Raw genomic sequence first — 20387 nt, 5'->3', positions numbered from 1 at the left:
TCTCCCTATGATCGTCCTATACCGTTGGGCATCCCAACGAATCCGTTGGGATGCCCGACGAGTGTGTTGGGATCACCGACGACCCCGGAGGTGCGATGCGCCGCGTCCGCTACGAATCCCGAGGCGGCCCCCTGTTCGTCGAGGAGGCACCGGTCCCCGAGCCCGGCCCCGGAGAGCTGCTCGTGCGCGCGGAGGCGATCGGCGTCACGCTCCCGGTGGTGCGCAAGGTCACCGAGGCGGCCGAGCCGGTCCCGCTCGGCGGCGAGATCGCCGGGGAGGTCACGGCGGTCGGCGAGGGCGTGACCCGCTTCGGCACCGGCGACCGGGTGACGGGGCTCTGCTTCGGCCACGGCTACGCCGACTTCGCACTGCTGCACGAGGCCATGGCCTCCCCGGTCCCGGCAGGCGCCGGCGCCGTCGACGCGGTCGCCCTGGTCCGCAGCGGCCTGGTCGCCCTCGGCGCCCTGGAGGCGGCGCGCCCCGAGCCGGGCGAGGCGGCCCTGGTCACGGCGGCGGCGAGCGGCGTCGGCCACCTGGCCGTGCAACTGGCCCGGACCCGCGGCGCCGGACGCGTCGTGGGAGCCGTCTCCGACCCGGCCAAGGCCGACTTCGTCCGCGGCCTCGGCGCCGACCACGTCGTCGCGTACGGCGACGACAGCTGGGGCACCCCCGTCGACTACGCCCTGGACGCGGTCGGCGGCGAGCTGCTCACCCCGGCCCTCGCCGCACTCGCCCCGGAGGGGCGGCTCGTGGCGTACAGCTCGGGCGGCGGCACGATCCGGGCGTACGACCTGCTCGTGGGCGCCAAGTCGGTGATCGGGTTCCAGATGGCCCGGATCGCCCGCGGGAAGCCGGAGTTGTACGAGCTGTGGCGCGAGGAGCTGTGGCGGCTGTTCGCCGCGGGAGAGATCCGGCCCGTCGTGCACGGGGAGTTCGCCCTGGAGGACGCGGCGAAGGCACACGGGGAGATCGAGGCGCGCTCCAACCTCGGAAAGGTCGTACTGATCCCCTGACGCACGCTCCTTGTGGGGGGTCTGTGAAGCCAAGTACCGTCTGTGGCCCACACATTGGACGTGGGATGTCCGGATGACCGGATGTCTGTTCGCACGTCCCGGTGGTCCAGCCGACAGACGCATGAAGGGCAGGTCGCACCATGCCGTCAAGTCTTCGTACCCGTCTGAGATCCACCCTGACAGCCGCTCTCGCCGCCGCGGCCCTCCTCGCGCCCACCGGTCCGGCCCACGCCCGGCCCACCACGGCGTTACCGGAGTTCGAGCAGCAGGTCCTCTTCAAGGCCTCCCAGGACCCGGGTTACGCCTGCTTCCGGATCCCGGCGATCGTGCGGACCACGTCCGGCACGCTGCTCGCCTTCGCCGAGGGCCGGGTCCTCAACTGCGGTGACGCCGCCGACATCGACATCGTCCTCAAGCGCTCCACCGACGGCGGCCGCACCTGGGGCCCGCTCCAGGTCGTCAACGAGGGCGCCGGCGACACGCACGGCAACCCCGCGCCCTTGGTGGACCGCAGGACCGGCCGCATCCTGCTGGCCGAGACGTACAACACCGGCCGCACGGACGCCGGGAACTGCCAGATCCCCTGCGACCGCACCCCGCACCTGCAGTACAGCGACGACGACGGCCGCACCTGGTCCCGGCCGCGCGACCTGAGCGACCAGATCCTCCCCGACCACTGGAACTCCTGGTACGCCACGGGCCCCGTGCACGGCATCCAGCTGACCCGCGGCGAGCACGCCGGGCGGCTGGTCTTCGGCGTCAACACCGAGACGTGGAACGGCAGTCGCGTCTCCGCGAACCACGCCGCGCTCATCGTCAGCGACGACGGCGGCGACTCCTGGCGGGTCGGCGCCACGGACACCTGGCCCATAGCGCAGGACGGCACGTTCCGGCAGAAGCCGTCCGAGGTGACGCTCACCGAACGCGCCGACGGCGCCCTCCTCGTCAGCGGACGGGAACAGGACGGCACCGACCTCGGCCACCGGGCCCAGACCTTCAGCCTCGACGGCGGCGACAGCTTCGCCACGCCCTTCCGCGCTCTCCCGGACCTCTACACCCCGCAGGTCCAGGGCGCCACGCTGCGCCTCGGAGACCGGATGCTGCTGTCGGCCCCGGCCGACCCCGACCGCCGCCGCACCATGATGGTCCGCTCCTCCTACGACGGCGGGCGCACCTGGGAGAGCGTGGACCGGGGCACGGTCGTCACCACCGACTGGTCCGGCTACTCCGACATGGCGGCGGTCGACGGCTCGACGGTCGGCCTGCTGTACGAGGGCGGGGCGGTCGACGCCCGTGACGAGATCCGCTTCGCCCGCTTCACCGAGGACTGGCTGAAACCCCGCCGGGGCGCCGACCCGACCACCCGTGACGCCGCGGCGGGCGCCAAGCCGGCGGCCGTGCTCGGCGGTGCCGGGCGGACGGCCGGTGTCCGCGGCAGCGCGCTGTCCTTCGACGGCACCGACGACGCCGTACGCCTGCCGTACCGGTCCGGGCTCCCGCTCGGCGAAGGGGACTTCACGGCGTCGCTGTTCTTCCGGTACACGGCCACGGCCGGCGAGCAGCCGTTCCTGTGGATGGGCGGCATCGGCAGCACCCAGCCGCAGATCTGGCTGCGCGGCGAGCCGGCGAGCGACCGGGTCCGGGCGCTGATCACCACCCGGTCGGGCGCGGCGACCGTCAGGAACGCCTCGGTGTCGGCCGCCGGCGCCCACAACGACGGCCGCTGGCACCACCTGGCGCTGCGCCGCGGCGGCGGGACGCTGACGCTCTTCCTCGACGGCAAGGCGCTCACCACCGCGGACGTGCCGGGCTCGGTCAGCCGCAACTCCCCGTTCGGCGTGCACATCGGCCAGCGCATGGACAGCAGGGCGTACCTCACCGGGGCGATCGACGACGTCCGCGTCTGGAACCGGGCCCTGTCCGACAAGGAGCTGGCCTCCGGCGCCTCGGGCGCGGCCGCCCGGGGCACGGTGCTGTGGCTGCCCATGGACCAGGTGAGCGGCAGCAACTAACGTCACGGGTCGTGCCCGACGACGCATACGCAGCACGAGCACGACAGCGCACGGGAACCGGGATCGGCCTGCTGCTGGTCCTGGTTCTCGGGGCAGCGCTGCTCATCGCCCTGCCGGACGACGACAGACGGGACGACGAGGGCGCCTGTGCGGCGCGCACGGTCGGCTCGTGGCGGGCGGACGAGGGCCTCACCGCCGAGTTCGCCCGCTACGGCGACGACGCGTCCCGCACCGACGACTGGACCGGCGGCGACGGCACCCACTCGGTGCGGCTGCCGGACGGCCGCGTGCTGTGGCTGTTCTCCGACACCTATCTGGGCCGGGTGCACGGCCCGCCCAACCCGCACGGCGAGTCCTACGCCTGGCGGGACACCACCGCCCCGCTGGTGCGCAACTCGGCCGTGCTGATGCGCGACGGGCGGCTCGAATCCACGCTGCCCGCCCCGCTCTTCGCCGACCCGGCGCCGAACCAGTGGCGCTGGCCGGTCGCCGCCCGCGTCGAACCCCGCTCCCCCGGCTCCTCCGAGCGGGTCGTGCGGGTACTGCTGTGGGTCCGCACCGCGGGCGCGTCCCCGTGGATCTACGGCGTGCCCACCGCCACCGAGGTCGCCACGCTGTCCCTGCCCGAGCTGCGCCTGGAGTCGATCGTCAAGGTGCTCGACCAGCAGCTGGTCCCCGACCCGTCCCGGCGCGTGCTGTTCGGCACGACGCTGGTGGAGGAGGACGGCTGGACGTACGTCTTCGGCGGCGACGACGGCCAGGCCGCCTCCCGCCCGGCCTCGCACGCCTACGTGGCGCGGGTGCCGGAGGGCGGGCTCGCGGATCCGGCGGCCTGGCGGTACTGGAGCGGCTCGGCGTGGGTGCCCGGCGCCCGGCCCCGGCCGGTGCTCGGGGACGGACAGCGCAAGGGCGTGGGCAGCGCGTTCTCGGTCGTCCGGGACGCCGGGACGTATGTGCTGTTCACGATGGCCACGGGCACCAAGGGCCTGACCACCGTGGCGTCCTACTGGGCGTGCTCACCGGAGGGGCCGTGGCACGGGCCGGCGAAGGAGTTCAGCCCGTCGCTGCCGCAGGGCCAGGTGGCCGCCTACAACCCGCAGGCGCATCCCGTGCTGAGCGGCGCCGGGCGTCTCGTGCTGAGCTACGACGTCAACTGGCTGGAGACGACCGGCGCCGCCGCCCAGCTCAGCCGGAACGTGTCCCTGTACCGACCGCGGTTCGTGACGGTGCGGCTGGCTCCCGCGGGGTGACGTCGGCCACCGGGTCCTGCGCACGCCGCTTGGCGAGCACCGCGCACACGATCAGCTGCATCTGGTGGAAGAGCATCAGCGGCAGCACGGCCAGGGCCGCCTGCGGGCCGAACAGAACGCTCGCCATGGGCAGTCCGGAGGCGAGGGACTTCTTCGAGCCCGCGAACTGGATCGCGATCCGGTCCTCCCGGCCGAAGCCCAGCGCCTTGCCGCCGTACCAGGTCAGCAGGAGCATCACGGCGAGGATCACCGCCTCGACGGCGAACAGCCCGCCGAGCCGCGCGGGGCTGACCTGGCGCCAGATGCCCTGCACCATGCCCTCGCTGAACGCCGTGTAGACGACCAGGAGGATCGAGCCGCGGTCCACCAGGCCGAGGACCTTCTTGTGGCGGGTGACGAAGCCGCCGATCCAGCGGCGCAGCAGTTGCCCGGCGAGGAAGGGCACGAGCAGCTGCAGCACGATCTCCAGCAGCGAGTCGGCGGAGAACCCGCCGCTGCTGCCGAGCAGGGAGGCCGCGAGCAGCGGGGTGGCGATGATGCCGACGAGGGAGGAGAAGGAGCCCGCGCAGATCGCCGCGGGCACGTTGCCGCGGGCCATCGAGGTGAAGGCGATCGACGACTGCACGGTCGACGGGACGAGCGTGAGGAAGAGCAGGCCCTGGTAGAGCGGGTGGGTCAGGATCACCGGCACCAGGCCGCGCGCCGCCAGGCCGAGCAGCGGGAAGACCACGAAGGTGCAGGCCAGGACCGTGACGTGGAGCCGCCAGTGGCGCAGGCCGTCCAGCGCCTCACGGGTGGACAACCGGGCCCCGTAGAGGAAGAACAGGAAGGCGATCGCGGCCGTGGAGGCGCCGGAGGAGACATCGGCGGCCGTCCCGCGCGCCGGGATCAGTGCGGCGAGGCCCACCGTCCCGAGGAGAAGCAGGATGTAGGGGTCGATCGGCAGCCGGCTCGGCCAGCGCAGGCGTTTCACGGTGCTCCACTTGCTTGGTGCTTCGGTCGGTCACAGGGCCGGAACGGCCCCCTTCCATCCTGCTCCCCCGTCCGGCGATCGGGAATCCCGCACACCGCTCTCACTGCTATCGCGTACCGCGATAACCTTGGGCCATGTACGAGCCCTCCCATCTGCGCACGTTCCTGTCGGTGGCGCAGACGCTGAGCTTCACGCAGGCCGCGCGGCGGCTCGGGCTGCGGCAGTCGACGGTCAGCCAGCACGTGCGGCGGCTGGAGGACGCGACCGGGCGGACGCTGTTCACCCGGGACACGCACTCGGTGGAGCTGACCGAGGACGGCGAGGCCATGCTCGGGTTCGCGCGGCGGATCCTGGAGGTGCACGAGCAGGCGGCGGCGTTCTTCACGGGCACCCGGCTGCGCGGCCGGCTGCGCTTCGGCGCCTCGGAGGACTTCGTGCTGACCCGGCTGCCGGAGATCCTGGAGGGCTTCAGGCACGAGCACCCGGAGGTCGACCTGGAGCTGACGGTCGAGCTGTCGGGCACGCTGCACGAACAGCTGGCCGCCGGGAAGCTGGACCTCGTGCTGGCCAAGCGGCGGCCCGAGGACCCGCGCGGCGAGCTGGTCCGGCACGACCGGCTGGTGTGGATCGGCGCCGAGCGCCTCCGCCTCGACCCCGACCGCCCGGTGCCGCTCATCGTCTATCCGCCGCCGGGCATCACCCGCGCGCTCGCCCTGGAGGCCCTGGAGCGGCAGGGCCGCGAATGGCGGGTGGTGTGCACCAGCGGCAGCCTCAACGGCCTGGTCGCGGCGGCCCGAGCGGGCCTCGGCGTGATGGCCCACTCCCGCGGCCTCATCCCGCCGGGCCTGGTGCGGGTGCCGGACCGGGCGGGGCTGCCGGAGCTGGGGCAGGTCGACTTCGTCGTGGTGCACGGCCGGCGCCGCTCCTCCGCGCAGGGGGCGGCGGACGCGCTGGCGGCGGCGATCCTGGCCGGCGGGGACCGGTTGCACCGCAGCTCACGCAAGGGCCTGTGACAAACGGAGTGACGGAATCCGCGGCCGCCGCGCTGACAGAAGAGGCCCCTCCTCAGCTCGCCCGTGCCGCGCCCGGAGTCGTACAGATTCGGTGGAGATTACGGCACCGAAACTTACTCAACCGTCAGGATTCTGTCCGACCCTTCCCCATGTGCGTGCTTTCTCCCTCCTGACCAGCACCGATCCGAGCGCCGCTCACTGCTCACCCCCCTCCCGCGCCCTGGTGCTGTGGGGTAGCTTCCATGGCGCTGTGCGGAGCGTCACTCGACAAAAGCGCTGAGGAGCGGGGAGCGGGGTTTGCGCGAGTTTTCCAACCCTCCGTTGGCGTTGGCACCTCCGGTGGGCGGTCTGGCCGACGTGGTCTTCCAGCATGCCCAGGAGGACCCGCTGCACATCGCGCTGGGCCGCAAGGACGACTCCGGCCAGTGGCGGGACGTCACCAGCGCCGAGTTCCGCGACGAGGTGCTCGCCCTGGCCAAGGGCCTGCTGGCGAGCGGCATCCGGTTCGGCGACCGGGTCGCGATCATGTCCCGCACGCGCTACGAGTGGACGCTGTTCGACTACGCCCTGTGGACGATCGGCGCCCAGGTGGTGCCGGTCTACCCGACCTCCTCGGCCGAGCAGTGCTTCTGGATGCTGTACGACGCCGAGGTGACGGCCGCCGTGGTGGAGCACGAGGACCACGCGATGACGATCGCCACCGTCATCGACCGGCTGCCGCAGCTGCGCCGCCTGTGGCAACTGGACTCCGGCGCGGTGCACGAGCTGTACGACGCGGGCGCGCACCTCGACGACGAGGTGGTGCACCGCCACCGGCAGGCCGTCACGCCCGACTCCGTCGCCACGATCATCTACACCTCGGGCACGACCGGCCGGCCCAAGGGCTGCGTCATCACGCACGGCAACTTCATGTTCGAGGCGGACACCGTCATCGAACGCTGGGAGCCTCTGTTCCACTCCAAGCGGGGCGACGAGGCGGCGACCCTGCTGTTCCTGCCGCTCGCCCATGTCTTCGGGCGGATGGTGCAGGTCGCCGGGATCCGCGGCAAGGTGAAGTTCGGCCACCAGCCGCAGCTGAACGCGGCGGCCCTGCTGCCGGACCTGGCGGCGTTCAAGCCGACGTTCTTCCTCGCCGTGCCGTACATCTTCGAAAAGGTGTTCAACGCGGCCCGCCGCAAGGCCGAGAAGGAGGGCCGCTCCGGCCCCTTCGAGAAGGCCGTCGACATCGCCATCAAGTACGCCGACGCGATGGAGGCGAAGGCCTGGGGCGTCGGCCCCGGCCCGTCCGCCGGGCTGCGCATGCAGCACCAGTTGTTCGACAAGCTCGTCTACTCCAAGATCCGCGCCGCGATGGGTGGCCGCATCAAGCACGCCATGTCCGGCGGCTCGGCGATGGACCGGCGGCTCGGACTGTTCTTCGCCGGCGCGGGCGTGCACATCTACGAGGGCTACGGCCTGACCGAGTGCACGGCCGCCGCGACCGCCAACCCGCCCGGGCGCACCCGCTACGGCACGGTGGGTCAGCCGATCCCGGGTATGACGGTGCACATCGCGGACGACGGAGAGATCTGGCTGCGCGGCGACAACGTGTTCCAGGGCTACCTCAACAACCCCAAGGCCACGGACGAGACCCTGCACGACGGCTGGCTGGCCACCGGTGACCTCGGCTCGCTCGACGAGGACGGCTACCTCACCATCACCGGCCGCAAGAAGGAGATCCTGGTCACATCGGGTGGCAAGAGTGTTTCGCCCGGTGTGCTGGAGGAACGCGTCCGGGACCACCCGCTGGTCAACCAGTGCATCGTCGTCGGCAACGACCGCCCGTACATCGCGGCCCTGGTGACGCTCGACCAGGAGGCCGTGGAGCACTGGCTGACCATGCGGAACAAACCGCAGATGTCCCCGGCGCAGCTGGTGCGCGACGCCGATCTGGAGACGGAGGTGCGCCGCGCGGTGGTCGCCGCCAACACCCTCGTCTCACAGGCCGAGTCGATCCGCACCTTCCGCATCCTGGCCCAGCCGTTCACGGAGGAGCACGGGTTGCTGACCCCGTCGCTGAAGCTGAAGCGGAAGGCGATCGAAAAGGCGTACGAGAACGAGGTCGAGGCGCTGTACCGGGCGTGACATCCGCCCCGCGGGGCAGGTGTCGCTTCTGAATTCTCCCGTCAGGAATGCATCACGGCTCGTGATCGTTGACGATGGGAGGACACCCTGACCACAAACCGAAGGATCGAGAGCTCGTGAGCAAGGTCCCCCCGATCATCCTGAACAACGGCGTCGAGATGCCCCAGCTGGGCTTCGGTGTCTGGCAGGTGCCGGACGACGAGGCGGAGTCGGCGGTCGCGACGGCGCTGGAGGCCGGGTACCGCAGCATCGACACAGCGGCGATCTACGGCAACGAGGAGGGCACCGGAAAGGCCATCGCCGCCTCCGGCCTCCCCCGCGAGGAGCTCTTCGTCACCACGAAGCTGTGGAACGCCGACCAGGGGTACGACTCCACGCTGCGCGCCTTCGACACGTCGCTGGAGAAGCTCGGCCTGGACTTCGTCGACCTGTACCTGATCCACTGGCCGATGCCCGACCGGGGCACCTACGTGGACACGTACAAGGCGTTCGAGAAGCTGCACGCCGACGGCCGGATCCGGGCCATCGGTGTCTCCAACTTCCTTCCGGAGCACCTGGAGAAGCTGATCGGCGAGACGTCGGTCGTCCCGGCGGTCAACCAGATCGAGCTGCACCCGCACCTGCAGCAGCACGCCTCCCGCGAATACCACGCGGAGCAGGGCATCGCCACGGAGGCCTGGTCGCCGCTCGGCCAGGGCAAGGGCCTGCTGGAGGTCCCGGCGATCGTGGCCATCGCCCGGAAGCACAACCGCACGCCCGCCCAGGTCGTGCTGCGCTGGCACATCCAGCTGGGCAACGTGGTGATCCCGAAGTCCGTGACGCCGTCGCGGATCAAGGAGAACATCGAGGTCTTCGACTTCAGCCTGGACACCGAGGACCTGGCGGCCATCAGCGCCCTCAACGAGGACCGTCGCATCGGCCCGGACCCGGTGGAGGTCAACTCCTGACCCGCACCGACAGCGCCCCGGTCTCCTGAGCCGCTACGCGGCCGGAACCGGGGCGCTGTCCGTGTCCGCCCCCTCGGACTCGGCGGGGGTCAGACCGGCCGGACGGCCGTGTGCACGGTGTGGGCCTCCAGGACGAACACGTCCGGACGGCGGTGCAGGCTCGCCTCGTCGTCGGGGTCGAGGAGGCGGTCGAGGGTCGCCAGGTCCTCGGCGTCGAGGCCGTCCGTGATCCTCTCCCGCACGTGCGACAGGGACGTGACCACATAGGCCCGCGCCCGCTCCGAGGCGGGTGCGGGCAGGTCCAGGAGGAACGTGTGGGTCCTGGTGTGCTTCAGGCCCGCGCCGGCCAGCAGGGCCGGCCAGTCCTCCGTCACCGCGACATGGCCCGGCAGGCCGGTGCGCATCTGCGTGAACCACTCCGCCTCCACCGCGTCGATCCGCGCCTGGAGGCCCGGCCGGCCGATGCCGATGTCGCGCGGCAGGAACCGCGGGGGCAGCCCGCCCTCCATGAGGGCCAGCGTGCCGCCGGGCGCGAGCCGTGCCGCGAAGGCGGCGAGCGCGGCCCGCTGGTCGCCGAGGTGGTGCAGGCTGCGGCTCGCCCAGAGCAGGTCGGCGGGGTAGTCCAACTCGTCCAGTACGTCCGGGAGTTCACCGGCGATCGTGCTGAAGCGGTCGGCCACCCCCTGCCGCTCGGCTCGCGCCCTGGCCCGTTCCAGCAGCGGCTCGGACCCGTCCACCGCCACGATCCGCGCGCCCGGGAACGTCTCCGCGAACAGGCACGACACGACGCCCGGCCCGCTGCCCGCGTCGACGATCAGCCCCGGCTCGGTCACCTCCTGCGCCAGCCAGCCCAGGGCCCGCTCGTACAGGGACGAGAACAGTTCCGCTGAGGACTCCAGCATCGGGCCCATCTCGGCCCAGTCGATGTCCGTGTGATCGTGGTGGTGACCCTGCCCGGGCCCGTGCCCGGGCCCGTGATCGTGCCCCCGGCGCCCGGGGTCGCCGTGCTGCCCGTGCTCGTGATTCTGCCCGTGCTGCCCGTGGTCGTGGTTCTGCTCGTGGTGGTCGTGCGCCATGGTGGTCAGCCTCTCGCTCGGATGCCGTCAGCCTGCGCCGACGCACCGCGAGAAGGCCACCACTGTTGCCGCTCCCGCAAAAATCACGCACCGATCCGCCGGGGCCGAAGCCCCGGCGGACCCGTGGGGACGGGACGTCAGCCGGTCACGACAGCGGCGGGTACGCGTTCTGCATCAGCTGCCGGAACTGGGCGGAGAACCAGTCCCCGGACAGCGGCGCGTCCGGCAGGGCACCCGACATGTTGTAGTTGTTGCGTGCGTTGCCCTCGTACGTCGGGTCGCACATCCGGTCGAAGCCCTTGCCGTCGGGGTTCTCGATCATCTTGCTCGCCCCGTCGGACTCGCCCGGGGGCTTCATCCACACGTACGCGTCGATCCCGGCGGCCGGGTTGGCCTGCGGGCGCTCGCCGAGGCCGGCACCGGACTGGTTGCACCAGTTGCCGACGTGGAGGCGGCGGTCGTAGCGGCCGCCGTCGACGTAGGTGTCGACGGAGGTCTGGGGACCGGGACCGGCGGGCCGGGCCGTGCCGCCCCAGCCGTTGCGGGAGGTGTCGATCAGCATGCCGATGCCGGAGTTGAAGCCGACCGAGACCAGCTGGTTGCGGAAGGCCTGGGCGAAGGACAGCTCGTCGGTGTAGCGGTTCCAGTCGACCCACTTCGACTCGCGGACGGACTTGCCGGCCACGTTGTCGTTGATGGAGAAGTTGTTCTCCTTCAGGGCGCTGTAGTTCGCCGTGTTGGTGATGAAGCCGTGGACGTCGTTGACGGTCGCGCCCTCGGCGGTCGCCGCCTCCTTGAACAGGGTGGCGGAGGGAGCGAAGTTGTCGTCCCAGCCGATCCAGCCGTGGTGGCCGGCGTCGACGTAGTTGTAGACGTTCGGCACGTCGCCGAGCTTGTTCAGGGCGTAGCCGACGCCCTTGACGTAGTTGCCGTTGGCCTTCATGACGTCGCACTGCGGGGTGGCCGTCGGGCGGCTGCCGGTGTTGGTGACGAGGTTCGGCAGCGAGTCGATCTCGACGGTGGTGACGATCCGCAGCCCGGCGTACTTCGGGTCGGCGAGGATCGCCTTGATCGGGTCGATGTACTCGGTCTTGTAGCGGCCGATCTCGTCGGCCTTCAGCTCTCCGTTGGAGGCGAGGGCGGCGCAGTCACGGCCGGGCAGGTTGTAGATGACGAGCTGGACGACGAGCTGGCCGGAGCCCTTCTGGCGCAGTGCCTCGTCGAGGTGGGCGCGCAGGCCCATCTTGCCGCCGGCGCCGTTGATCGCCGCGATCCGGTCCAGCCACACACCGGTCGGCTGGTTGGCGACCCGGCTGCCGCCCGGCTCGGCCGCGGCCTTCGCGGACCACTCCGGGTTCACGTACACCTTGGCGCCGTCGTAGGGGTTGTTCACCCGGTTGGCGGGGCCGCCCGGGTCCGGCGGATCCGTGGGGCCGCCCGGGCCGCCGTTGTCGACGTTGCAGGTCACGCCGTCGAGGGTGAAGGTGGCCGGGATCGCGTTGCTGCCGCTGTAGCTGCCCTGGAAGCCGAAGCTGACCGAAGCACCGGTGGCGAGCTGGGCGTTGTAGCTCTCGTTGGCCGCGGTGACGGCGGCCCCGCTCTGGCTGATCTTGGCGTTCCAGCCGCTGGTGACCTTCTGGTTGCCGGCGTAGGACCACTTCAGCGACCAGGAGGACTTGGCGGCGCTGTTGTTGGTGATGGTCACGGCGGCGGTGAAGCCGGTGCTCCACTGGTTCTGGATCTTGTAGTCGACGGTGCAGGGGACGGCGGTGGTGCCGGCGCCGCCGGGGTCGGCGGCGAACGCGGTGCCGGTGACGCCGGCGACCAGGGCCATGGCGGCCAGTAACGCTGTTCTCGTACGGCTCATGAGTGCGGGTTTCCCTTTCGGTGGTGGGGGTGTCAGCCGTTCAGGGCGCGCTCCGACAAGGACAAGGACACGAGGAACCCGGCACCGGCGCTCGCGCAGCCGGGGACGACCGCGGAGGCGGCGGCTATAAGTACTGAACGCGAGGGGTGTCGCATGAGCGACTCCGTGCAGGTCGGGCCCGTCGTGACGGACGCGTCGACTGATGGAATCGCTCCCACTGGTGTCAAGGAAGGTAGCGCCAAGTGTCGGCAAAGAACAGGGGAGTCACTGACTTTCGCTCAACACACGGCGTCGAATCTTTTCGACTCTTCAAGCACCTTGACCGGTACCACACCCGTCCTCACTATGGGAGCGCTCCCACTGGTTCAAGCCTTGACTTCTCCGAGCCGCAAGGAGGAACCAGCACCATGCATCCCCCACCCCGGAGACGCAGAGCCGTGCGGCGCCTGTGGACCGCCGCACTCGCAGCTCTCGCGCTTCCGTTGACGATGCTCTCCTCAGGGACCACTCCCGCGCAGGCGGCGGCACTCCAGTGCAGTGTCGACTACAAGACGAACGACTGGGGTTCCGGTTTCACGGCGGACCTGACCCTCACCAACCGCGGCACGGACGCCATCGACGGCTGGACGCTGACCTACGCCTACTCCGGCAACCAGAAGCTGGGCAACGGCTGGAACGGCAGCTGGTCGCAGTCCGGCCAGACCATCACCGTGAAGAACGCCCCGCACAACGCCCGGGTCGCCGCGGGCGCCGCCGTCTCCACCGGCGCCCAGTTCTCCTACAGCGGCAGCAACGCCGCGCCGACGTCCTTCGCGGTCAACGGCACCCCCTGCACCGGCGCGCACCAGCCGCCGATCGCCGTGCTGACCAGCCCGGCCGCGGGCGCCGTCTACACCCAGGGCGAGGCGGTGCCGCTGGCGGCCACCGCCGCGGCCGCGGACAACGCCACGATCAGCAAGGTGGAGTTCTACGACGACACCAGGCTGCTGGGCACGGACACGAGCGCGCCCTACTCGCTCTCCGTCTCCGACTTGACCGTGGGCAGTCATTCGCTGGTGGCGAAGGCGTACGACAGCATGGGCGCCTCCGCGAACTCCACCCCGGTCGGCATCACGGTCGCCGCCGGCCCCACCGTGGTGGCCTCGCCGCTCCAACTGGGCGTGCAGTCGGGCAAGTCGGGCACGTACGAGGTGAAGCTGTCGAAGCAGCCCGCGTCCAACGTGACCGTCACGTCGGCTCGCGCCAGCGGCAACTCGGGCCTGTCGGTCACGGGCGGCGCCTCGCTCACCTTCACGCCGCAGAACTGGAACACCGCGCAGAAGGTGACCGTCACGGCCGCCAACTCCGGTACCGGTTCGGCCGTGTTCGAGTCGACGGCCCCGGGTCATGCCAAGGCCTCGGTCACCGTCACCCAGCTGGCGGCGACGAAGGCCTACGACGCCCGCTTCCTGGAGCTCTACGGGAAGATCACCAACCCGGCGAACGGCTACTTCTCCCCCGAGGGCATCCCGTACCACTCGGTCGAGACGCTGATCGTCGAGGCGCCGGACCACGGCCATGAGACCACGTCGGAGGCGTACAGCTACCTCCTGTGGCTCCAGGCCATGTACGGCAAGGTGACGGGCGACTGGTCGAAGTTCAACGGCGCGTGGGAGCTCATGGAGAAGTACATGATCCCCACCAAGGCCGACCAGCCGACCAACTCCTTCTACAACGCCTCCAAGCCGGCGACCTACGCGCCCGAGCTGGACACCCCGAACGAGTACCCGGCCAAGCTCGACTCCGGTGTCTCGGTCGGCCCGGACCCGATCGCGGCCGAGCTGAAGAGCGCGTACGGCACGGACGACGTCTACGGCATGCACTGGCTGCAGGACGTGGACAACGTCTACGGCTACGGCAACTCGCCCGGCAAGTGCGAGGCGGGTCCCTCGGACACCGGACCGTCGTACATCAACACCTTCCAGCGCGGCTCGCAGGAGTCGGTCTGGGAGACGGTGCCGCAGCCGACCTGCGACGCCTTCAAGTACGGCGGCAAGAACGGCTATCTGGACCTGTTCACCGGTGACGCCTCCTACGCCAAGCAGTGGAAGTTCACCAACGCGCCGGACGCCGACGCGCGCGCCGTGCAGGCCGCCTACTGGGCGGACCTGTGGGCCAAGGAGCAGGGCAAGGGCGGGCAGGTCTCCGCGACGGTCGCCAAGGCGGCCAAGATGGGCGACTACCTGCGCTACTCGATGTTCGACAAGTACTTCAAGAAGATCGGCAACTGCGTCGGTCCCTCGACCTGCCCGGCGGGCACCGGCAAGGACGCCTCGATGTACCTGATGTCCTGGTACTACGCCTGGGGCGGCGCCACGGACACCAGCGCCGGCTGGGCCTGGCGCATCGGCTCCAGCCACGCCCACGGCGGTTACCAGAACCCGCTGGCCGCATACGCGCTGGCCAACTACGCCCCGCTGAAGCCCAAGTCGGCGACGGGCGCGGCGGACTGGGCCAAGTCCCTCGACCGGCAACTGGAGTTCTACCGCTGGCTGCAGTCGAGCGAGGGGGCCATCGCGGGCGGCGCGACCAACAGCTGGGCGGGCCGGTACGCGACCCCGCCGGCCGGGAAGTCGACGTTCTACGGCATGTACTACGACGAGAAGCCCGTGTACCACGACCCGCCGTCCAACCAGTGGTTCGGCTTCCAGGCGTGGTCCATGGAGCGGGTCGCCGAGCTGTACCAGCAGACGGGCAACGCGAAGGCCAAGACGGTCCTCGACAAGTGGGTCGACTGGGCGCTGTCCAAGACCACGTTCAACCCGGACGGCACCTTCCGGATCCCGTCGACGCTCCAGTGGTCGGGGCAGCCCGACACCTGGAACGCCTCGAACCCCGGCTCCAACAGCGGGCTGCGGGTCAGTGTCGTGGACTACACGAACGACGTCGGTGTGGCTGCCGCGTTCGCCAAGACGCTGACGTACTACGCCGACCGCTCCGGTGACACGGAGGCCGCGGCGGCGGCGAAGAAGCTGCTGGACGGGATGTGGGACAACCACCAGGACGCCCTCGGTATCGCCGTCCCGGAGAGCCGGGCCGACTACAACCGCTTCGACGACCCGGTGTACATCCCGAGTGGCTGGACGGGCACGATGCCGAACGGTGACGCGATCAACTCGTCGTCGACGTTCGACTCGATCCGGTCCTTCTACGAGGACGACCCGGCCTGGTCGAAGATCGAGAGTTATCTCGCGGGCGGCGCGGTGCCGTCGTTCACGTACCACCGGTTCTGGGCTCAGGCGGACATCGCGACGGCCATGGGCTCGTACGCGGAGCTTCTCGAATAGCCCCCGCCGGGCGCTCCGCGGGTGGCGCGGGGACTTCGGCTGCGGGTCCGGCTGTGGCTGGTCGCGCAGTGCCCCGCGCCCCCAGGACAGCGTCCGAAGCTCTGCGTACACGGCTCCGCACCTGACGCGGGGCCACGGCCGGGCGACTCCACCCGCACGGGAGCCGCCCGGCCCTCGCACGTTCCCCCCTCCCACGGAAGGAACCCCACCGTGCGAAGAACCCGTATCCTCACGGCCGTGCTGGCGCTGGCGGCCGGGCTGCTGTCGGGTGCGCCCGGCGCCCTGGCCGCCGACCCGCCCTCGCCGAAGATCAGCGCCGACACCTACACCTGGAAGAACGCGCGGATCGACGGCGGCGGCTTCGTCCCCGGCATCGTCTTCAACCGATCGGAGAAGAACCTCGCCTACGCCCGCACCGACATCGGCGGTGCCTACCGCTGGCAGGAGTCCTCGAAGACCTGGACGCCGCTGCTGGACTCGGTCGGCTGGGACGACTGGGGGCACACGGGCGTCGTCAGCATCGCGTCCGACTCCCGCGATCCGGACCGGGTGTACGCGGCGGTCGGGACGTACACCAACAGCTGGGATCCGAAGAACGGCGCGGTCATGCGCTCCTCGAACCGGGGGGCCAGCTGGCAGAAGGCGAACCTGCCGTTCAAGCTGGGCGGCAACATGCCGGGGCGGGGCATGGGCGAGCGGCTGGCGATCGACCCGAACCGGAACAGCGTGCTGTATCTGGGGGCGCCCAGCGGCAAGGGGCTGTGGCGGTCGACGGACTCGGGCGCGACCTGGTCGCAGGTGGCCAACTTCCCCAACGTCGGCAACTACGCGCAGGATCCGAGTGACACGTCCGGCTACGCCTCCGACAACCAGGGCATCGTCTGGGTCACCTTCGACGAGTCCACGGGCACGGCCGGGAACGCCACGAAGACGATCTACGTCGGGGTCGCCGACAAGGACAACGCGGTGTACCGGTCGACGGACGCGGGCGCGACCTGGCAGCGGCTGGCCGGGCAGCCGACCGGCTACCTCGCCCACAAAGGCGTCCTCGACGCGAAGAACGGATACCTGTACCTCGCCTACAGCGACAAGGGCGGCCCGTACGACGGCGGCAAGGGCCAGTTGTGGCGCTACGCGACGGGGACGGGGGCCTGGACGAACATCAGCCCGGTGGCGGAGGCCGACACCTTCTACGGCTTCAGCGGGCTGACCGTGGACCGGCAGAAGCCGGGCACGGTGATGGCGACGGCGTACAGCGCCTGGTGGCCGGACACGCAGATCTTCCGCTCCACGGACAGCGGCGCCACCTGGTCCAAGGCCTGGGACTACACGTCGTACCCGAACCGCGAGAACCGCTACACGATGGACGTCTCGTCCTCCCCGTGGCTGACCTGGGGCGCGAACCCGCAGCCGCCCGAGCAGACGCCGAAGCTGGGCTGGATGACCGAGGCGCTGGAGATCGACCCGTTCGACTCGAACCGCATGATGTACGGGACGGGCGCGACGATCTACGGCACGGAGAACCTCGGGAACTGGGACAGCGGAGGCAAGTTCACCATCAAGCCGATGGTCCGGGGCCTGGAGGAGACCGCGGTCAACGACCTCGCCTCTCCCCCGTCGGGCGCCCCGCTGCTGAGCGCGCTGGGGGACATCGGCGGCTTCCGCCACACGGATCTGACGAAGGTCCCGTCGATGATGTTCACCCAGCCGAACTTCACGACGACCACGAGCCTGGACTTCGCCGAGTCGAACCCGGACACGGTCGTCCGGGTCGGCAACCTCGACTCGGGCCCGCACGTCTCCTTCTCGACGGACAACGGCGCCAACTGGTTCGCGGGCACCGACCCCTCGGGCGTGAGCGGCGGCGGCACGGTCGCGGCGGCGGCCGACGGCAGCCGGTTCGTGTGGAGCCCCGAGGGCGCCGGCGTGCACCACGCGACGGGCTTCGGCACGTCGTGGCAGGCGTCCGGCGGGATTCCCGCCGGGGCGATCGTCGAGTCGGACCGCGTCGACCCGAAGACCTTCTACGGCTTCAAGTCGGGGAAGTTCTACGTCAGTACGGACGGCGGGGCGACGTTCAAGGCGTCCCCGGCCACCGGCCTGCCGAGCGGCGACAGCGTCCGCTTCAAGGCCCTGCCCGGCGGGAAGGGCGACATCTGGCTCGCGGGCGGCGCCCCGGACGGCGCGTACGGCCTGTGGCACTCCACGGACGGCGGCACGAGCTTCACGAAGCTCTCCCACGTCGAGCAGGCCGACACCGTCGGCTTCGGCAAGGCGGCCCCCGGTGCCTCCTACCAGACGCTCTACACCAGCGCCAAGATCGGCGGTGTGCGCGGCATCTTCCGCTCCACCGACAAGGGCGCGAGCTGGACCCGTATCAACGACGACGCCCACCAGTGGGGCTGGACCGGCGCGGCGATCACCGGTGACCCGCGGGTCTACGGCCGTGTCTACGTCTCGACGAACGGCCGTGGCGTCATCTACGGCGACAGCTCCGACGGCGGCGGCACGGGCCCCGGCGGGCCCGGACCCGACCCGGTCGGCGCCTGCAAGGTGACGTACAAGGTGACCAGCCAGTGGTCGGGCGGCTTCCAGGCGGACGTCCAGCTCACCAACACGGGCACCGGCCCCTGGAACGGCTGGTCCCTGAACTGGGCCTTCCCGGACGGCCAGAAGCTCACCCAGGCGTGGAACGCCGAGGCGTCGCAGTCGGGTTCGACGGTGACGGCGAAGAACGTCGGCTGGAACGGCACGGTGGCGGCGGGCGCGTCGGTGGGCTTCGGCTTCACGGCGAACTGGTCGGGGGCGAACACGAAACCGACCGCGTTCAAGCTGGGCGACCGGACCTGTAGCTGACGCGGGGTGGGTGCGCTGCCCTCGGGGTGGCGCACCCACCGGTGTCTTACGGGGTGTAGACCGTCGGCCGGGGAGCTGTTGCCATGCCGCTGCCGAGGAAGAAGCTCGGGTGCGGGGGCTGGTTGTAGGCCGTGTTCTGCCAGGCCAGGGCCGTGCGGTACTGGGTGTCGTGGAGCAGGGTGGTGATCTTCGAGTTCGTCTCGTGCGGGGTGGAGTAGATGCGCAGCGCCGTGTTGTCGCTGGTGCGCCAGACGACCTCCTCGCGCCAGTCGCCGAGGATGTCACCGGAGAGGACCGGCGTGGACTTCGTGCCGTTGTTGGACGAGACGCCGGAGCCGGTCAGCAGGCGGGTGTCGCCGGAGGTGCCGTACTTGTCGATGCGGGTGCCGTCGAGGAGTTCGCGGACCGGGTCGCCGTCCCACCAGGACAGGAAGTTGACGCTGGACGGCTCGCGGCCCAGGGAGGCGCCGGTCGCCGAGCGGAGGGTGGTGTCGGCGGCGGACCAGGCCTCGGCTCCCGCGCTGCCGGCGTAGACGTCGGCGGCGACGCCCCGGCCGTTGTCGGAGCCCGACGCCGTCTGCCACAGGATCTGGCCGGTGCGGGCGTCGGCCATCCAGGACCCGGGCTTGCTGGAGTCCTCGGAGACCTTGAAGTACTCCAGGCCCGCGCGGGAGGGGTTGAGGTCGCCGACGTGGCCGGCGTCGCCGTGGCCGAGCCGGGTGGTCCACAGTCCGCTGCCGTTGTCGTCCACGGTCATCGCGCCGTAGACGATCTCGTCCTTGCCGTCGGCGTCGACGTCCGCGACGGACAGGCTGTGGTTGCCCTGGCCGTCGTAGCCCTTGCCGCTGTTGGTGGAGGAGGTGGTGTCGAAGGTCCAGCGGCGGGTGAACTGGCCGCCCCGCCAGTCCCAGGCGGCGATGACCGTGCGGGTGTAGTAGCCGCGCGCCATGATCAGGGAGGGGCGGGAGCCGTCGAGGTAGGCCGTGCCCGCGAGGAAGCGGTCGACGCGGTTGCCGTAGGAGTCGCCCCAGGAGGAGACGGTGCCCCGGCCGGGGACGTAGTCGACGCTCTGCATCGCCTTGCCGGTCCGGCCGTCGAACATGGTCAGGAACTCGGGGCCGGAGAGCACATAGCCGCTGGAGTTGCGGTGGTCGGCGGAGGAGCTGCCGATGACCGCGCCGGTGCCGTCCCTGGTGCCGTCGGCGGTCTTCATGGCGACCTCGGCCTTGCCGTCGCCGTCGTAGTCGTACACCTGGAACTGGGTGTAGTGCGCGCCGGAGCGGATGTTGCGGCCCAGGTCGATGCGCCACAGCCGGGTGCCGTCGAGCTTGATGCCGTCGACGACGGTGTTGCCGGTGTAGCCGGACTGGGAGTTGTCCTTGGCGTTGGTGGGCTGCCACTTCAGGACGAGGTCCAGGGCGCCGTCGCCGTCGAGGTCGCCGACGGAGGCGTCGTTGGCCTCGTAGGTGTACGCGACCCCGTCGGGGGTCGTGCCGCCTGCGGGCGGGGAGATCGGGACGTCCTTGTAGCCGGTGCGGAACTGGACCGCGTGGACCGAGTCGCCCTGCTCCGTGCCGCCCACGACCGCGCGGACGGTGTAGTCGGCGCCGGCGGGGGCGCCGGAGTGGAAGTAGTTCGTGCTGCCCGTGATCGGCGTGGAGTTGACCTTCGTGCCGGCCCGGTACACGTTGAACGACACGTCGTTCGGGTCGGTGCCCAGCCAGCGCCAGCTGACCAGGTTGCCGCTGCCGGTGTGGACGCTGACCACGCCCCGGTCGAGCTTCTCGACCTGCCGGGCGGTGGCCGCGTGGGCCGCCTCCTGCGTGGCGAAGGTGGTGAGACCGGCGCCGGCCAGGGCCGCCGCGGTGACCGCCACGGGGAGGATCAGGCGGCGTCTGCGGTGCCTGTGCGGGTGCTTCACTGACGGACC

At 70.9% G+C, this 20387-nt stretch carries 12 protein-coding genes; 8 read left to right on the top strand and 4 right to left on the bottom strand.

What is annotated here, in order from left to right; all coding sequences use genetic code 11:
• Window positions 1-95 precede the first annotated feature (95 nt).
• The 3 genes from ABZ386_RS10255 to ABZ386_RS10245 all read left to right on the top strand — a co-directional run bounded on the left by ABZ386_RS10255 (window position 96) and on the right by ABZ386_RS10245 (window position 4275).
• Window positions 96-1013 (top strand): zinc-binding dehydrogenase, encoded by a 918-nt coding sequence (locus ABZ386_RS10255; RefSeq protein WP_351343075.1) that lies wholly within the window; start codon window positions 96-98, stop codon window positions 1011-1013.
• A gap of 140 nt (window positions 1014-1153) precedes the next feature.
• Window positions 1154-3025, top strand: a complete 1872-nt coding sequence (locus ABZ386_RS10250; protein WP_358964532.1) for a sialidase family protein — start codon at window positions 1154-1156, stop codon at window positions 3023-3025.
• A gap of 11 nt (window positions 3026-3036) precedes the next feature.
• Entirely contained in the window at window positions 3037-4275 is a 1239-nt protein-coding gene (locus ABZ386_RS10245) for a DUF4185 domain-containing protein (protein ID WP_351343079.1), read from the top strand.
• Here ABZ386_RS10245 and ABZ386_RS10240 read toward each other — a convergent pair.
• On the bottom strand, window positions 4211-5248 hold the full coding sequence (locus tag ABZ386_RS10240; RefSeq protein WP_351343081.1) for a bile acid:sodium symporter family protein: 1038 nt from the start codon (window positions 5246-5248) through the stop codon (window positions 4211-4213). The genes ABZ386_RS10245 and ABZ386_RS10240 overlap by 65 nt on opposite strands.
• A 134-nt stretch (window positions 5249-5382) precedes the next feature.
• On the opposite strand from ABZ386_RS10240, the gene ABZ386_RS10235 reads away from it, so the two are divergent.
• The 3 genes from ABZ386_RS10235 to ABZ386_RS10225 all read left to right on the top strand — a co-directional run bounded on the left by ABZ386_RS10235 (window position 5383) and on the right by ABZ386_RS10225 (window position 9332).
• Window positions 5383-6261: a LysR substrate-binding domain-containing protein gene (locus tag ABZ386_RS10235; RefSeq protein WP_114256379.1), complete on the top strand. Its 879-nt coding sequence runs from the start codon at window positions 5383-5385 to the stop codon at window positions 6259-6261.
• Window positions 6262-6558: 297 nt separating this feature from the next.
• Window positions 6559-8385 carry an AMP-dependent synthetase/ligase gene (locus ABZ386_RS10230; protein WP_351343084.1) on the top strand — a complete coding sequence of 609 codons (1827 nt, stop codon included), beginning with the start codon at window positions 6559-6561 and terminating at the stop codon, window positions 8383-8385.
• 74 nt (window positions 8386-8459) lie between these two features.
• A complete protein-coding gene (locus ABZ386_RS10225) occupies window positions 8460-9332 on the top strand; it encodes an aldo/keto reductase (RefSeq protein ID WP_351343086.1) in 873 nt (290 codons plus the stop codon).
• Window positions 9333-9421: 89 nt separating this feature from the next.
• Here the strand turns inward: ABZ386_RS10225 and ABZ386_RS10220 are convergent, their stop codons facing one another.
• Both ABZ386_RS10220 and ABZ386_RS10215 read right to left on the bottom strand, forming a co-directional pair.
• Window positions 9422-10408 (bottom strand): methyltransferase domain-containing protein, encoded by a 987-nt coding sequence (locus ABZ386_RS10220; protein ID WP_356503338.1) that lies wholly within the window; start codon window positions 10406-10408, stop codon window positions 9422-9424.
• 145 nt (window positions 10409-10553) lie between these two features.
• Window positions 10554-12275 (bottom strand): glycoside hydrolase family 6 protein, encoded by a 1722-nt coding sequence (locus ABZ386_RS10215; protein ID WP_351343090.1) that lies wholly within the window; start codon window positions 12273-12275, stop codon window positions 10554-10556.
• Window positions 12276-12682: 407 nt separating this feature from the next.
• On the opposite strand from ABZ386_RS10215, the gene ABZ386_RS10210 reads away from it, so the two are divergent.
• Together ABZ386_RS10210 and ABZ386_RS10205 are read left to right on the top strand one after the other, a co-directional pair.
• Window positions 12683-15601, top strand: a complete 2919-nt coding sequence (locus ABZ386_RS10210; RefSeq protein ID WP_351343092.1) for a glycoside hydrolase family 48 protein — start codon at window positions 12683-12685, stop codon at window positions 15599-15601.
• 210 nt (window positions 15602-15811) lie between these two features.
• Entirely contained in the window at window positions 15812-18457 is a 2646-nt protein-coding gene (locus ABZ386_RS10205; protein ID WP_358964531.1) for a cellulose binding domain-containing protein, read from the top strand.
• 46 nt (window positions 18458-18503) lie between these two features.
• Here ABZ386_RS10205 and ABZ386_RS10200 read toward each other — a convergent pair whose 3' ends face one another.
• A complete protein-coding gene (locus tag ABZ386_RS10200; protein ID WP_358964529.1) occupies window positions 18504-20378 on the bottom strand; it encodes a rhamnogalacturonan lyase in 1875 nt (624 codons plus the stop codon).
• Window positions 20379-20387 lie beyond the last annotated feature (9 nt).

Source organism: Streptomyces sp. NPDC006140 (assembly GCF_040628815.1).
Classification (GTDB): Bacteria; Actinomycetota; Actinomycetes; order Streptomycetales; family Streptomycetaceae; genus Streptomyces.
Note: the sequence above shows the minus strand (reverse complement) of the source record. Positions and strands in the feature narration are given on the sequence as shown.

Coding starts and splice junctions, on each gene's coding strand:
- ABZ386_RS10255 (WP_351343075.1), top strand. CDS start 96: ATGCGCCGCGTCCGCTACGAATCCCGAGGCGGCCCCCTGTTCGTCGAG.
- ABZ386_RS10250 (WP_358964532.1), top strand. CDS start 1,154: ATGCCGTCAAGTCTTCGTACCCGTCTGAGATCCACCCTGACAGCCGCT.
- ABZ386_RS10235 (WP_114256379.1), top strand. CDS start 5,383: ATGTACGAGCCCTCCCATCTGCGCACGTTCCTGTCGGTGGCGCAGACG.
- ABZ386_RS10225 (WP_351343086.1), top strand. CDS start 8,460: ATGGGAGGACACCCTGACCACAAACCGAAGGATCGAGAGCTCGTGAGC.
- ABZ386_RS10220 (WP_356503338.1), bottom strand. CDS start 10,408: ATGGCGCACGACCACCACGAGCAGAACCACGACCACGGGCAGCACGGG.
- ABZ386_RS10215 (WP_351343090.1), bottom strand. CDS start 12,275: ATGAGCCGTACGAGAACAGCGTTACTGGCCGCCATGGCCCTGGTCGCC.
- ABZ386_RS10210 (WP_351343092.1), top strand. CDS start 12,683: ATGCATCCCCCACCCCGGAGACGCAGAGCCGTGCGGCGCCTGTGGACC.